This window comes from Herbaspirillum lusitanum P6-12, assembly GCF_000256565.1.
GTDB lineage: Bacteria > Pseudomonadota > Gammaproteobacteria > Burkholderiales > Burkholderiaceae_D > Herbaspirillum > Herbaspirillum lusitanum.
In genome coordinates, this window is sequence record NZ_AJHH01000786.1 from 16456 (window position 1) to 31043 (window position 14588).

At 61.3% G+C, this 14588-nt stretch carries 13 protein-coding genes and 1 pseudogene; 8 read left to right on the forward strand and 6 right to left on the reverse strand.

Annotated elements, in window-relative coordinates; all coding sequences use genetic code 11:
* Nucleotides 1-124 precede the first annotated feature (124 nt).
* The 4 genes from HLUSI_RS0125385 (at nucleotide 125) to sbcB (ending at nucleotide 3469) form a co-directional block, all read left to right on the forward strand.
* Nucleotides 125-427, forward strand: a complete 303-nt coding sequence (locus tag HLUSI_RS0125385) for an antibiotic biosynthesis monooxygenase family protein (protein ID WP_016836602.1) — start codon at nucleotides 125-127, stop codon at nucleotides 425-427.
* A gap of 130 nt (nucleotides 428-557) precedes the next feature.
* Entirely contained in the window at nucleotides 558-1118 is a 561-nt protein-coding gene (locus HLUSI_RS0125390; RefSeq protein WP_016836603.1) for a DUF3828 domain-containing protein, read from the forward strand.
* A 229-nt stretch (nucleotides 1119-1347) separates the two neighbouring features.
* Nucleotides 1348-1926 (forward strand): YqhG/Tai3 family protein, encoded by a 579-nt coding sequence (locus tag HLUSI_RS0125395; protein ID WP_029364025.1) that lies wholly within the window; start codon nucleotides 1348-1350, stop codon nucleotides 1924-1926.
* A 106-nt stretch (nucleotides 1927-2032) separates the two neighbouring features.
* A complete protein-coding gene (gene sbcB, locus HLUSI_RS0125400) occupies nucleotides 2033-3469 on the forward strand; it encodes an exodeoxyribonuclease I (protein ID WP_016836605.1) in 1437 nt (478 codons plus the stop codon).
* A gap of 9 nt (nucleotides 3470-3478) precedes the next feature.
* Here the strand turns inward: sbcB and HLUSI_RS0125405 are convergent, their stop codons facing one another.
* Nucleotides 3479-5032: a sensor domain-containing diguanylate cyclase gene (locus HLUSI_RS0125405; protein ID WP_016836606.1), complete on the reverse strand. Its 1554-nt coding sequence runs from the start codon at nucleotides 5030-5032 to the stop codon at nucleotides 3479-3481.
* 384 nt (nucleotides 5033-5416) lie between these two features.
* Here HLUSI_RS0125405 and HLUSI_RS0125410 point away from each other — a divergent pair, with 384 nt between their 5' ends.
* Both HLUSI_RS0125410 and HLUSI_RS34735 read left to right on the forward strand, forming a co-directional pair.
* The gene (locus tag HLUSI_RS0125410; RefSeq protein ID WP_016836607.1) at nucleotides 5417-6238 is read left to right on the forward strand and encodes a universal stress protein; all 822 of its coding nucleotides are present in this window, start codon (nucleotides 5417-5419) and stop codon (nucleotides 6236-6238) included.
* Nucleotides 6205-6336 carry a hypothetical protein gene (locus HLUSI_RS34735; RefSeq protein WP_016836608.1) on the forward strand — a complete coding sequence of 44 codons (132 nt, stop codon included), beginning with the start codon at nucleotides 6205-6207 and terminating at the stop codon, nucleotides 6334-6336. Before HLUSI_RS0125410 ends, HLUSI_RS34735 begins: the two co-directional genes overlap by 34 nt.
* Nucleotides 6337-6426: 90 nt before the next feature.
* Here the strand turns inward: HLUSI_RS34735 and HLUSI_RS0125420 are convergent, their stop codons facing one another.
* The 5 genes and pseudogenes from HLUSI_RS0125420 to HLUSI_RS33670 form a co-directional block, all read right to left on the reverse strand.
* Nucleotides 6427-6732 carry a hypothetical protein gene (locus HLUSI_RS0125420; protein WP_016836609.1) on the reverse strand — a complete coding sequence of 102 codons (306 nt, stop codon included), beginning with the start codon at nucleotides 6730-6732 and terminating at the stop codon, nucleotides 6427-6429.
* Between the two features lie 66 nt (nucleotides 6733-6798).
* A complete protein-coding gene (locus HLUSI_RS0125425) occupies nucleotides 6799-7986 on the reverse strand; it encodes a zinc-binding metallopeptidase family protein (protein WP_016836610.1) in 1188 nt (395 codons plus the stop codon).
* Nucleotides 7983-10344: pseudogene (locus HLUSI_RS30715) on the reverse strand (FdhF/YdeP family oxidoreductase). The gene HLUSI_RS0125425 and the pseudogene HLUSI_RS30715 overlap by 4 nt, the downstream one beginning before the upstream one ends.
* Before the next feature lie 151 nt (nucleotides 10345-10495).
* The gene (locus tag HLUSI_RS0125435) at nucleotides 10496-11608 is read right to left on the reverse strand and encodes a catalase family protein (protein WP_016836611.1); all 1113 of its coding nucleotides are present in this window, start codon (nucleotides 11606-11608) and stop codon (nucleotides 10496-10498) included.
* A gap of 76 nt (nucleotides 11609-11684) precedes the next feature.
* On the reverse strand, nucleotides 11685-12158 hold the full coding sequence (locus tag HLUSI_RS33670; protein WP_016836612.1) for a hypothetical protein: 474 nt from the start codon (nucleotides 12156-12158) through the stop codon (nucleotides 11685-11687).
* Nucleotides 12159-12531: 373 nt separating this feature from the next.
* Here HLUSI_RS33670 and HLUSI_RS0125445 point away from each other — a divergent pair, with 373 nt between their 5' ends.
* Together HLUSI_RS0125445 and HLUSI_RS0125450 are read left to right on the forward strand one after the other, a co-directional pair.
* Nucleotides 12532-13389, forward strand: a complete 858-nt coding sequence (locus tag HLUSI_RS0125445) for an SDR family oxidoreductase (protein WP_016836613.1) — start codon at nucleotides 12532-12534, stop codon at nucleotides 13387-13389.
* A gap of 108 nt (nucleotides 13390-13497) precedes the next feature.
* The coding region (locus tag HLUSI_RS0125450) for an AsmA family protein (protein ID WP_157138019.1) at nucleotides 13498-14588 on the forward strand (1091 nt) is incomplete at its 3' end.

The following is a 14588-nucleotide window of genomic DNA, read 5'->3' on the forward strand; positions in this document are numbered from 1 at the left end:
CCGCGCCGACGTTGAAAGTTTTTCAGCCGAGACTCGACCATGCTCACGCGATGCCGCCGGGAAAATGTAATAATCAAGCCCCGCTTCACCATACACTTACTTACACGCTCAAACGGAGACAACAATGATTCTGGAACTTGCCGACATCCGCATCCAACCGGGCAAACAGGCTGAATTCGACGAAGCCATCCAGCGCGGCATCGCGCAGACCATCGCCACGGCCAAGGGCTATCTCGGCCATCAGGTGCAAAAAGGCATCGAAGCGCCGGAACGCTACCTGCTGATGGTGCAATGGGCGACGCTGGAAAACCATACCGTCGACTTCCGCGAATCGCCTGCCTTTACTGAATGGCGCGGCATCGTCGGCCCGTTCTTCGCCGGCGCACCGAATGTCGAACACTTTGCGCTGCTGGGCGGCTCGAAGTAAGAACAGTCCACATGTCATTGTGGCAGGCGAGCCTGCCGCAATGTACAAACACCGGGAACGCAATGCCGATTGCCCGACCTAACTGATTAATGACATTGCACCTCCACATCGATACACCCGGACCACGCGCATGAAGATTCTTACCCGCCTCGCCGCTTTGTCGGCGGTCGCCTTCGCGGCCGGCTGCGGCGAACCGCCGGACGATACGCACTTGCAGGAGAAAGTGATTTCCGGGTTTTACCAGCAGCACCTGAAAACCCACAGTCCGGGCATTCCGAGCGCGGACGAGCTGAAACAATTGCAGCCGTTCGTCTCGCAGGCGCTGTTCAAGCTGCTGAGCCAGGCCTCCGAAACCGAAATCAAATACCACGCTGCCGCCACCGATCCGGTGCCGCCGCTGGTGGACGGCGACTTGTTTACTTCGCTGTTTGAAGGCGCCTCGACCTTCAAGGTCGACAGTTGCGAAAGCGACGACGCGCATGCCTCCTGCCAGGTCAGGTTCACCTACAAGGGCAGCAGCGGCAGCGGAGGCAAGGGTGACGAAGAAGAGAAGCGGAAGGACAAGCTGCTGCTGGTCAGGGAAGACAAGCAATGGCGCATCGACGACATCGAATTCCTCGGCAGCGATCAGTCGTCGCAACGTGAATATCTCACCGATACCCTCAGCAGCATCATCAACGAGTTCAACTGAGCAACCGGGACTCATCCCTCGCTGCCGGCGCATCCGATAACATCCCTGCAGACGACTGCGACATGCACGCAAAGTCCGACGTTTGATTTATCATGCTTGCTGCATTTCCCTGATAAAAAACAGGAAAGCTGACAACATGACAACACAGCATTGGCTTTGCCGTGCGGGCAGTCGCCCGCGCTGCCGGCGCCCGACGGCGGCAGGCTGCATCGCCGGGGGGAGGAAGATCGTGAAGCAATTCGGCAAAATAATGATTCTGGCTGTGGCCCTCGCAACGACTGCGTGCAGCGCCAGCCGCGAGCAGGAAGCCAAGGATCTGGTCAACAGCTTCTACCAGACCCACCAGTCGAATCGCCCCATCGGCGCGCTGTCGCTGAAGGAACTGATCACCTTCCGCCAATTCCTGTCGGTGCCGCTGTTCGACCTGCTCAAGGACGTCTCCGTGGCGGAAGAAGCCCACCTTGCCCAGACCGACAGCCAGACCCCGCCGCTGGTCGACGGCGACCTGTTCACCACCCATCCCAAAGGCGCCTCGACGTATCGCCTGCTGCGCTGTGAGATCAGCCAGAGCAGCACCGACAGCAACGGTGTCTGCACGGTCGAACTGATCTACAGCGACGCCAAACTGCAGGCGCCGTTCAAGTCGAATGACCGCGTCCTCCTCACGCGCGACGCGCGCGGCTGGGTCATCGACAACATCGAATACGGCGGTGCCGGCAACAACAGCACCGCCACGGTCCACACTGGCGACCTGCAAAAGACCCTGAAAGACGTCCTCAACAAGAACGAACGGCGCATCGTCCAGTAAGCAGTCGGCAATAAGAGCGGCGCTATCGGTTAGAATCGCGGAAAGTTTTGCCGGCTCCGCCGGTGCCTCCGCGCTGCAACCACCGAACCGTCACTGTACTGTCACGATGTCCAATCACACCTTCCTCTGGCACGATTACGAAACCTTCGGCGCCCAGGCCCGTCGGGATCGTCCTGCCCAGTTCGCCGCAATCCGCACCGACGCCGACCTCAACGAGATCGGCGATCCGATCATGATTTACTGCAAGCCGGCGCCCGACTTCGTGCCCGATCCACAGTCCTGCCTGATCACCGGCATCACGCCGCAAATCTGCCTGGAGCGCGGCATCCCCGAGTACCAGTTCGCGGCGCAGATCGAACAGGCCATGTCCGAGCCGGGCACCATCGGCGTCGGTTACAACACCATCCGCTTCGACGATGAAATCACGCGCTTCATGTTCTGGCGCAACCTGATCGATCCGTATGCGCGCGAGTGGCAAAACGGCTGCGGCCGCTGGGACTTGCTCGACGTCGTGCGCACCACTTACGCGCTGCGTCACGAGGGAATCGAATGGCCGAAGAAGGAAGATGGCGTCACGCCCAGCTTCAAGCTGGAACACCTGAGCAAGGCCAACGGCCTGTTGCACGAAGCAGCGCATGATGCGCTGTCCGACGTGCGCGCGACAATCGCTTTTGCCCGCCTGATCCGGAACAAGCAGCCGCGCCTGTTCGACTTCTGCCTGGCGCTGCACAAGAAGGATCGCGTCGCCACCGAACTCGGCCTGCCGCTGGCCAAGCCTTTCCTGCACGTGTCCGGCATGTTCCCCGCCGCGCAAGGCTGCCTGGCCGTGATGTGGCCGCTCGGCACGCACCCGACCAACAAGAATGAAGTGATCGCCTGGGACCTCAGCCGCGACCCGCGTGAACTCGCCGGTCTCGACGCCGACACGATCCGCACGCGCATGTTCAGCAAGACCGACGACCTGCCCGAAGGCGTCACGCGCCTGCCGGTCAAGACCATCCATCTGAACAAGTCGCCGATGGTGATCGCCAGCCTGAAGACGCTGACGGCGCAGCGCGCTGCCGAATTCAATCTTGACATCGACGCGGCCTTGCAGAACGCCGTGGCGGCAGCCGCACTGCCGGAGATGAGTGCGATTTGGACCAAGGTATTCCAGCGTCCCAAAGAAGCCCCCAACGATGTCGATGAAGATCTCTACGGCGGCTTTGTCGGTAATAACGATCGTCGTCAACTCACGCAACTGCGCGCCTTGACGCCGTTGCAGCTGGCGCAAACGAAGGTCAGTTTCGACGACGTGCGGCTGGAGGAATTGCTGTTCCGCTACCGCGCGCGCAACTTCCCCGAAACCCTGTCGCCGGAAGAAACCCAACGTTGGGAAGAGCATCGCGCCGCGCGCCTGTTCGACGGCAAAGGCGGCGCCCGCACGCTGGACGGCTTGTTCGAGGAAATCGATCAGTTGTCGGAGTCGGTCGATGAACGCGGCGAGGAGATTCTCGGCGCGCTGTATGACTATGCCGAAATGATTGCGCCTGAACGCAACTGAACAGGCCGTTCAGGCCGGCATGGGTCGCCGGGTGTCGGTACTCGCCTCACTGGCGCAGACGCGATTCCTTCCCGTCGATTTGGCCAGGTACAAGGCCTTGTCGGCCCTGCCGATGAGCGACTCCGCGAGATCGCCTTCGCTGACTGCATCCAGGACCGCGACGCCCGCGCTGACGGTGACGATTCCCGTGGAATTACCCTGATGCGGCAGCTGTAGGGCCCGTATGCGCTCCAGCGTTTCTTCCGCAATGGCCCGCGCATTGTCGCCATCGCAATCGGGTAGCAACAGCACCAGTTCTTCGCCGCCGTAGCGCGCAGCCAGATCACCCTCGCGCTTCTGTCCCTGCCGGATCGCCTGCGACAACTTGCGCAGGCATTCGTCGCCGGCGAGATGGCCATAGGTATCGTTGTAGCGTTTGAAAAAATCGACGTCCATCATGATCAGCGCCAGCGGCTTGCCTTCCCGCGCGCAACGCCGCAAAGCGCGCGCCATCTCCTCATCGAAACAACGGCGATTGCCCAATCCGGTCAGGCCGTCTTGCGTGGCGAGGTTCTGCAGAGCCCGATTCAGGAATTCGACATGCTCACGTGCATGGTTGGCTTTGTTCTCGGCCTCCACCCGCAATTCGATCTGGCGGATCAGACGCCCGCCCAGCCAGCCGAGAAGCGACAGCAGCACGATCAGTCCGCTTACATGCAACAGCACATCCGACCGCCAGCTCGCCAGCACTTCCTGCTCGGATAGCGCCGCCGCGACGAACAGCGGATAACGGTCAAGATGGCGATAACTGTTGATCCGCGTGACGCCGTCTTGCGAAGAACGGATGCGCGCGGTCCCGCTCGTGTTGATGGCGGCGTGGTCGCGAAATATCGCCGCCTCCGCCAGGCTCTTGCCGATCGAATCATTCATCAAGGGCCGCCGTACCAACAGGGTGCCCTGGTTGCTGGCAAGAATCACCGCGCCATCGTCGCCGATGTCGAAGCTTTCATAAAACTTGCTGAAATAGGTAATCCGGATCGCCGCCATGACCACCCCGTCAAAGCTGCCATCGGCGCCATTGAGGCGCCGTGAAATGGTGACAATCCATTCGCCGTTGGCGCGGCTTTGCACCGGCATGCTGATATGCGGCGACAGGTCTTCATGCTGGCGATGATAGAGATAATATTCACGGTCGCGGCTGTTGACGTTCCCCGCCTGATATTGACGTGAATTGAGCAGCCACTTGCCGTCCTTGTCGATGACGAACAAGCCGTGCAACTGGGGCAATTCCATTGTCTGCTGCGCCAGAAATGCTTCCAGCTTGCGCAGCGATGCCGGCTTGCGTTCATCGTGCAGGAGCCGTTCGGCGAGGAAGACCAAGGTGGTGTCGGCTTGCCTGAAAGTGTCGTCGGCATGCCGCGCCAGCGCGAGCGCAATGTTGTGGCTGGTGGTCCCGGCCTCTTGCAGTTGCTGCTTGCGTGCACGCCAGTCGGTAACGACGGCCAGAACGACAAGCAGCGCGCATGCCAGGATCACCAGGGTCTTGGCGAGGAAGATGACGTAGGTTTGTTTCTTGTGAGGCATCGTGGTTCATGTATAGGCAGAGAAAAACGGGCATTTTCATGCTAAAGAGAATACTTGTCTTCCGCACATGACTTGCGTCAAAAATCACATACCGAGCATCTTTTTACAACACAGTTGCGCCCCTGCATTCTTGCCCGTCATCAATACACCTTGCCTGTCTGCCCGGCTTGCAGGGCAAGGACGACGCCGAGAGACATCTGCGGCGGCCATTTCGCCGGCTTGATACAAGTCAAACGCCCGGGGTATCCCACCTCGGCGGCGACAGTGCTTCAGCGTTTGACATACATCAAGCCATCGCCAACATGCCGATGCTAAGTTGCTTGCATGCGCTGGTGGACATGCTCCATCAGGTTTCCCACATCGTCCGAACCAAAAGGTGAGCTCATGACTTACAAAACCATACTCGTCCACGTTGATCAATCCAGACATGCGGCGGCGCGCATCCGACTCGCCGCACAACTGGCGGCAAGCCAGGAAGCGCATCTGGTGGGGACCTCCATGACCGGCATTTCGCGCTTCATTTATCCCGACGGCGTCGTCTTCATCGGATCAGTCATCGACTCCTTGCGGGAAAGCGCGCAAGCCGAACTGCAAAAATTCGAAGAGGCCGCTCGCCGCGAAAATGTGACTTTCGAGCGACGCCTCAGCGAAGACGATCCGGCCGGCGCACTGGTTTTGCAGGCGCGCTATGCAGACCTCGTGGTACTGAGTCAGACCGATCCGGACGAGCGCGATTCCGGCGACGTCTACGACCTGCCCGAATACGTGATGCTCAATACCGCACGTCCGGTGCTGACGATCCCGTACGCAGGCGTGTTCGACAAGGTCGGCGACAACATCCTGGTGGCCTGGGATGGCAGCATGGAAGCCACGCGGGCGGTGACCAACGCATTGCCGTTCCTGCGCCGCGCCCGCAACGTCGACGTCGTGCTGTTCAATCCCGACGCGCTGTACGACGTCCACGGCCAGCAACCGGGAGCTGACATCGCACTCTATCTGGCGCGCCACGGCGTCAAAGTCAACCTCCTGCAGCAACCCACCGAAATGGACATTGGCAACGCACTGCTCTCACTGGCTGCCGACACCGGCGCCGACCTGCTGGTGATGGGCGGTTACGGCCATACCCGTTTCCGTGAAGTGCTGCTGGGCGGCGTCACCAAAACCATCCTCAATTGCATGACCTTGCCGGTGCTGTTCTCGCACTGACGCGTCGTCCGCGCGGCTTCGGCGGCAACGATTTCTGGGCGCTGGTGGATGTGCCGTGCGAGCTGTCGGATACGCCGAAGGCGCGACCGGCCAAGTAAGCAAGTAAGTGAGCAAGTAAAAACGGATGGCAAAAAGCGGCAGCAAGGCATCAAGCCCTGCTGCCGCTTTTCATTGCGGAAGACGGTGAGTTACTGCGCCTGGTCCTGCGCGCCGGCGCTGCGGCCCTGGCCGAGGCTGGCGAAGGCCAGACTGGAGGTATCGGTCTTGAACACCTGGTCGATCAACTCCATGCATTCCTTGGCGGCGGACAAATAATCCTGCTCGCCGGGAAAGCCGTTGGAAAGATTCGCCAGCTTGCGCGCCCGTTGCACCGACTCCAGCGCATCGTCGCGCGTCAGGTAGTTCTTGCGCACGAGGAGCGCGAGAATGTCGAGGGTCACCGCGTAGTTGGCGATGCAATAGCTCAGGGAAATTTCGTTGTTGCTGGTGGTCATCGCAAGCTCCGTTCTTGTATTTTTCCGGGATGGAAGAAGCTTACGGGGGCAATGTTGTTAAAGGTATCAGGAAATTCCCGATACTTCCGGCAGGGCCGCCGCCGACTCAATTCCCGCCTCCCGCACCACCGCGTGAACGAAACGCAATTTTTCCAGCACCGGCGTCGACAGCATGAATGGATAGGAATCCGGCATGCCGATGCTGCGGTTGAGGCTGTTGAGCACGTAGGTCAGCGCAAACCATTCGCGCGCCAGCGCGTCGAAACTGTCTTCCTCCACCGGCGACGCGGCGATCACCAGTTGCTGTTCGCCGCGATGCTGCGGACGTAATTGCACACCGCAGGCATAGGCGGTTTCCAGCGTGTCGAACATGTGCAGGTAATGCGCCCAGGTTTCGGCCCAGTCTTCCCACGGATGGCTGCTGGCGTAGACGCTGACGAAATTCTGCTCCCATCCCTGCGCCGGGCCGTTGTCGTAATGCCGTTGCAGGCTCTGCCCGTAATCAGCGGTCTCGTCGCCGAACAGCGCGCGAAAAGCCTCCAGCCGCGCCGTGCCGGCGATCAGGCGATCGAAATAATAATGGCCGCTCTCATGGCGGAAATGTCCGAGCAGCGTGCGATAAGGCTCGGCCATCTGCTCGCGCATCTTCTCGCGGTAGGCCGGATCGGCTTCGGCGATGTTGATGGTGATGACGCCGTCGGCATGTCCGGTCATGATTTTTTCATGCGGCATGTCTTGCAGGAATTCAAAGGACAGTCCGTTACCGGCATCGTCCATTTTGGGCGGCGGTTGCAGGCGCATGGTCCAGAGCGAATGCAGCAGGCGGCGCTTGGCGACTTCCAGCCGCTGCCACAGAATGCGATTGCCGGGATCATCCAGCGAAGGGATCACCGTAGTCAGGCGGCATGAAGCGCACAGCGCGTGTGCGTCCTGGTCGTCGAGCATCCAGTTGCACACCTGTTCCTGCGCGTAGTTGCTGCATTGCCGGAACAGCTTGCCGGCATTGAGCGGATTAACGCTGCGCCAGCGCAGCGGCGTATCGGATTTGTCCGATGCATCGGTTGATGCGTCAGTTGATAGAACCGTCGATGCATCGACAGGAGCCTCGGTTCCAACTTCGCTCGGATCGACCGGCGTGAAACTGCTCATGATCTGGTGCTCAGGCTGATAGCCCAACATCCAGCCGCAATGATTGCAGACGGTGTTTTCAAAAAAAACCTGCTTGTTGCAATTGTCACAGTGGAATGTCTTCAAGGCGCGGGGGCTCCCATAAGCATGTCTTCAGGCTGCGCAGGCCGCACCTGCGTGCGCGTGCGTGTGGGCGTGAGGCGCACCGGGATCGACTTGGCGGCCGGCACCTTGCTGTCCCTTGCATGATGCGCCAGCGGAATCAGCGGATTGAGTTCAGGAAAGTAGCCCATGATACATCCCGCCGGAATGTCGAAGGCGTGCACGCGCAAATTGTCGACGCTGCGCGCGATGCCGTCCTGCGACACGGTGGCGGCCGTCACCATATCACCCTCTGCCAGTCCCAGCCGTTCGATGTCGGCGACATGCATCAGCAACATATGACGCGTTCCGTGTACACCGCGAAAGCGATCGTCGAGACCATATACCGTGGTGTTGAACTGGCTGTCGCCGCGTGTGGTCATCAGTCGCAGCACGTCGGGACCATCGGCCGGCATGTCGGGATCTTCATCGAAACTGTCGGGCGTGATGAAGTTGGCCTTGCCGTTTTCCGTCTTCCATTTACGCTCGCGCGCCGCCAATGGCCGCGCAAAACCGCCGGGCGTCCACATGCGTTCGTTGAAGTCGTGGAAGATTTCCGGATAGGTTTCTGCGATGGCGTTGCGTATGCGCGAGTAGTCGGCCCTCCAGGCGGTCCAGTTGACGCGTGGATTGGGGATCAGGATGCGCTTGGCGATCTCGGCAACGATGGCAACTTCCGACAGCAGATGTTCCGACGCCGGCTTCACCATGCCGCGCGAACCGTGCATGCAACCGGTGCTGTCTTCCACCGACACGGCTTGCGCGCCGCCGGCTTGCTGGTCGATCTCAATGCGGCCCAGGCAGGGCAGCAGATAAGACCGGCGGCCGTGGATCACCGAGCTGCGGTTGAGCCGCGTGACCACCTGCACCGTCAACGGGATCTTGCGCCAAGCCGGTTCCATGCGGCCGTGGTCCGGAATCGCCCGCACGAAATTCCCGCCCAGCATGAAGAACGCGGATATCTTTTCCTTGAGAATTTCTTCGCAGGCTTCGACGGTATTGAGGCCCTTCTTTTCGGGCACGTCAAAGCAATATTGCTGTTTCAGTTTTTCCTTCGGCACCATCTCCGGCTTTTCGGTGATGCCCACGGTGCGCTGGCCCTGCACGTTGGAATGGCCGCGGATAGGACAAATGCCGGCGCCGCCGGCCGACATTGCCGCGCAGCAGGAGCAGGTTGGTCAGCATGTGGATGGTGCGCACCGCTTCGCGATGCTGGGTCACGCCCATGCCATACATCAGCATGGTCGAACGGGCATTGGCGTACGTCTGCGCAGCCTGCTCCAGCTCGGCGCGCGAAACGCCCGAGCAGCGTTCGATCTCGTTCCAGTCGGCGCTGCGCGCGGCGGCGGCGAATTCTTCAAAGCCGGCGGTATGGTCGGCGATGAAGCCGACGTCAAGCAGGCGCGGCTGGCGCGTTTCGCGGGCGACGTCATCGGCTTCGATCAGCCACTTGGCCATGCCCATCACGGCGGCTGTATCGCCGCCGATCTTGATCTGCACATATTGCGAACTGATGGCGGTGCGCGCCGGCGTCAGCATTTCCAGCGGCGATTGCGGATTGACGAAACTGACCAGGCCGCGTTCGCGCAGCGGGTTGAAAGTGATCACCGGTACGCCGCGTTTGCGCACTTCCTCCAGCGAATGCAGCATGCGCGGTGCATTGGTGCCGGTGTTGTGACCGAAGAACAGCAGGCAATCGGTCGCCGCGAAGTCGTCCAGCGTGACCGTGCCGACCGCCACGCCGATGGTTTTCGGCAAGGCCACGGAGGTCGATTCGTGGCACATGTTGGAACTGTCCGGCAAGTTGTTGTTGCCGTACATGCGCGCCATCAGCTGATACATGTACGAAGTCTCGAGCGAGGCCCGGCCGGAGGTGTAGAACACGACTTTCTCAGGGTCGGCGGCACGCAATGCGGAGCAGATCTCGTCGAAGGCCTTGTCCCAGGGAATGGGAAGATATTTATCGCTGGCGTCGTCGTAGCGCATCGGATGCGTGACGCGGCCGACGGCCTCGAGTTCGAGGTCGGACCAGCTTTCGAATTCAGTGACGGTGTGTTGGGCAAAGAATTCCGGCGTGGCGCGCTTCTCGGTAATTTCCCAGGCAGTCGCCTTGGCGCCGTTCTCGCAAAATTCAAAAACGTGCGGATCGGCCGGCTTGGCCCATGAACAGCTGACGCAGGCGAAGCCGTCCGGCTTGTTTTGCTTCATCAGCACGCGGGTGCCGCTGGCGAGCACGTGTTCCTGCGTCAGGATGGATCCGAGCGCACGCACCGAACCCCAGCCGCCGGCGGCGTTGTTGTATTCGTCAAAGGTAGCGTCTTCGGGAATGTCTTTGGTCTTCATGCGCAACTCCGGGCCGACACGGCCCAAGCAGAAAATCAACACGGGCCAAAGTCACATCTTCCACCTGCAACGAGGATTTGACTGTAGGCCGGGAGCCGATTTACATACAGTGCCTGTCCTACAACGCAACACAAAGACGATAGGGATATGGCTAGTCCGGCAACTTGCCGAGGTCGACCGGCTCGGCGGTGGACTTGCCGTTGTGGCGTGCCCGGAATCCTGCGGAAAAACGGTAAGCCGCCTTGCGGATACGCATGACGGAACCGATCGGCCGATGGGCAACGACCCCGTGCCAGGGGCTGAACGACATGCCGTCATCGATTGCTTGCGAGCGCGCTTCGCTCCATGCCGCCTGGCGCGGCACGCGGATGCGCGCAACGGTCACGTACGGGCTGAGATCTTCGGGCCAGACCACCGAGGCATCTTCGATCGGCATGTGCTCCAGGTCGTTGCACAGCTGCACGCGCAATTCCCATTCCGCATCGTTGGCGGCAAAGAAATCGCACACCGCTTCACGCAGGCCGTCCGGCTTGCCGCGCAAGTCGACCTGTGTCCCGGTCAGCGCTTTCAGATTGGCCGACGCCGGCGCCACCGAGATCTTCGACATGAACGGTCCGCACAGCAGCGGTACCTGGCTGTAATAGGTTTCGCCCAGGACGTGATTGGGCGGATGGCCGCCCATCGCCATCAGTGTGCTGCTCTGCTTGCCGGCCGACTCCAGCATTTCTTCGGCGCCGCGCAGCAACAACGACAAGGCTTGCTTAAGTTTGGGCGACTTGTCGGTGGTCTTGGCCAGCAACTTCAGCGTACCGAGGAATTTTTTGGCATTCGAGACCGCAAACGCCGGCCCGTTGACCAGCACAAAATCCTGGGTCACGTCGGTTTCCGAATCCGGCAGGCGCGCTCCGGAGACGCCGACGATCTTGATCGCCATGCCGCGCGGCGTTGACACCTTGTCGTCGAGCAGGTCGCCCGGCGTGGTCGACAATCGCATCACCAGCGGATAAATACCGGGGCGGGCGAACACACCGTGCGCCAGGGTCGCCGGCAAACCTTCCAGCACCCTCAATTCGCCGCGCAGCAGGCCGTGACTCTTGGCATGGACGCTGCGCATGGCATGGCCGGAATGCTTGAAGGTGGTTTCCGAGATTTCCCTGAGGGCCGCGATCAAGCCGGCTTCAATCTCTTTCTCGTCGGGCTCGAGCAATTCATACGCCGGATCATAGTAAATCGGCGCCTCAAGATTGCGGTCGTCCGGCTTCATCGGCGTGTCCTCCGTTGATGGCTGAAAACCGTTTCAGGGAGTTTCAGAAGAAACGGACCGGTGCCTGGATTGTCGGCTAGCGTGCGCCGCCGACGCCACCAGCCGCACCACCGCCAGCGCCGACGCCAACCCCGGCATTACCGCCTGCACCGGTGCCGCTGGTACCGTTACCGCCGTTGCCACCGCCATTCACGCCGACACCGGCATTGACGCCCCCATTCGTACTGCCGCTGCCCGAACGCGTTCCAGAATTGGCGCCGCCGTTCACGCTGCCGTTCACATCATCCTTGATGCCGGCGTTACCGCTGCCGTTCACGCCCGAGCGGCCGCGTGTGGACGATGTGCCGGATTGCGCACCGCCTGCAGCGCCGCCGTTACCTGTCACCCCGGCGGAACCGGAGGTGCCAGCGCCCGATGTCGTTCCACCGGTGCCAGAGGCCCCGGCTGTACCCGCTCCACCGGCCGCGCCGGACGAAGTCTGCGCATAAGCGCCACCGGCCAACGATGCCGCTACCAGCAGGGTCAATACCCGGATCGATGTCTTTTTCATGCTATCTCCTTGATGATTCGGTGAATACGTAAATGAGGACGCCAATGAGGAGGCCAAAACCCCTGAATGGACTGTGCGCTCTCAGCGGTCGCAATGGTTCTGCGGAGGAATCCAGCCTACCCCCGACACTTCAAAAGGTCAGTCGGACAAGCGGCAAATACATGTCGGCGCATGCAGGATTCCGCCATCGGCGAAGCGCCACAGACCTTTTGAGTACGGCTATCAGGACTTCTCCTACAAGCAAAGGCGGGCTTTTCCTCTAGCCTGCAAGGGCAGGCGGCCCAACACTGCTGGTTCAGCGTCCCGCATTTCGTTCGGCGTTTCCGCGTGCCGCTGCTGTGCTTGTCGTTTTTGCTCGTCTTGGAGACCAACCATGTCCGACACCAACACCATGCCGCCGCAGCACCAGCAACACCAGCCCGGCGACGAATATCTGATGGATCCGAAGCCGCACAGCACCCCGCGCCTGCAAGCGCCCGGCACACGGCTGAGCCAGAAGGTTGCGCTGATTACCGGCGGCGACAGCGGCATCGGCCGCGCCGTGGCGCTGGCGTTCGCAGGAGAAGGCGCCACCATTGCCGTGATTTATCTGGACGAACATGAAGACGCTGTCGAAACCCAGCGTCTGGTGCGTGAAGCCGGCGCCGAATGCCTGCTGTATCCGGGCGACGTCGGCTCTGAAAAATTCTGCCGTGACGCCGTCAAGGCCGTCGTCGACCAATTCGGCCGGCTCGATATCCTTGTCAATAATGCAGCCCAGCAGTTCCCTTCCAATGACATCGAAAAGATCACGGAAGAACAGTTGGAGAAGACCTTCCGCACCAACATCTTTTCCATGTTCTACATGGTCAAGGCGGCGCTGCCCTATCTTGTCTCGGGCGCGCGCATCATCAACACGGCCTCGGTCACCGCTTATCGCGGCAGCGCCCACCTGGTCGACTATTCCTCCACCAAGGGCGCCATCGTGGCCTTCACGCGTTCGCTCGCGCAACAACTGGTCAAGCATGAAATCCACGTCAACGCGGTCGCTCCCGGGCCGGTCTGGACGCCACTGATTCCGGCCAGTTTTTCTGCGGAAGAAGTCGCCAAATTCGGCGCCAACGTGCCGATGCAACGCCCTGGCCAACCCGATGAGATCGCGCCGTCCTACCTGTTCCTGGCGACCGAGGGCGCGTCTTACATGACCGGCCAGGTGCTGCATCCGAACGGCGGCGAGATCATCAACGGATAGCTTCCGCGGCGACGGGCATAATGAATCGGGAATCCGGAATCGGAAATCTGTGCTTCGGCGCCACCGCACGACGACCCGGCCTGACAACAAACATAAGAAGACCAAGCAATGACAGAAGCACAGCCCGCTGCCGCAAGTTCGCCCGCAGCTCCTGACCGCCCGCCGTCCGCCCCCCGCCGGCCGCTCTTGCACGCGATTCTGCGCATCGCGTTGTGGGCGTTGGCGGCGTTGCTTCTGCTGATTGCCGCATTGCTCATCGCCGTCGCCACGGTGGACTGGAATGTCGCGCGCCCCTGGGTCAGCCGCAAGGTGGTCGAACTGACCGGCCGCACGTTTGCCATCGGCGGCAACCTCAAGGTCGGCTACACGCTCGGCCTGCCAACCGAACCGGGATGGCAGCGCTACGTGCCGCGCCTGCGCATCACCGGCGACAATGTCCGTTTCGCCAATCCCGCCTGGGCCAGCACCGGCCCCGATCTGCTCACCGCGCGCCGTGTCAGCGTGGCGCTGCATCCGCTGCCGCTGCTGAAACATCGCGTGGTGCTGAGCGAGCTGATCATGGACACGCCGATGCTGGCGCTGGAACGCGATGCACAGGGCCGACGCTCCTGGCGGCTGCACGACCCCGACCGGCCGTCGCCGTGGCGCCTGGAAGTGCTGCACAGCAGCTTCAGCAACGGCGATCTGGTGTACGTCAATCGCCTGCTCGATCTCGACCTCAGGGCCAAGGTGACCTCGCTGGACGACCTCAACGCCAAAGGCCCGGCCGGCGGCCAACGCTTCGGCTTGCAGTTCACCGCCACCGGCACCTATCGCAAGGCATCGGTGAACGGCAGCGGCAAGGCCGGCGGCCTGCTGGCGTTCACGGCGGAGCATGCGGCGTTTCCGATCCAGGCGCAGGCGCTGATCGGCAAGAACAAAGCCGGCATTGACGGCATCATCAACGACCCGCGCGCGCCCGCCGGCCTCGACCTGCAACTGACCTTGGGCGGCAACAGCATGAGCGACCTGTATCCGGTCACCGGCGTGCTGCTGCCGCAGACGCCTGCGTACGAAACACGCGGGCGCCTGATCGGCACGAAGAACGACGGCATCTGGTTATGGACCTATGAAAAATTCACCGGCCGCGTCGGCGACAGCGATCTGTCCGGCACGGCCGAGTACCTGCCGCGCCAACCCAAGCTGCCGCGGCCCAAAAG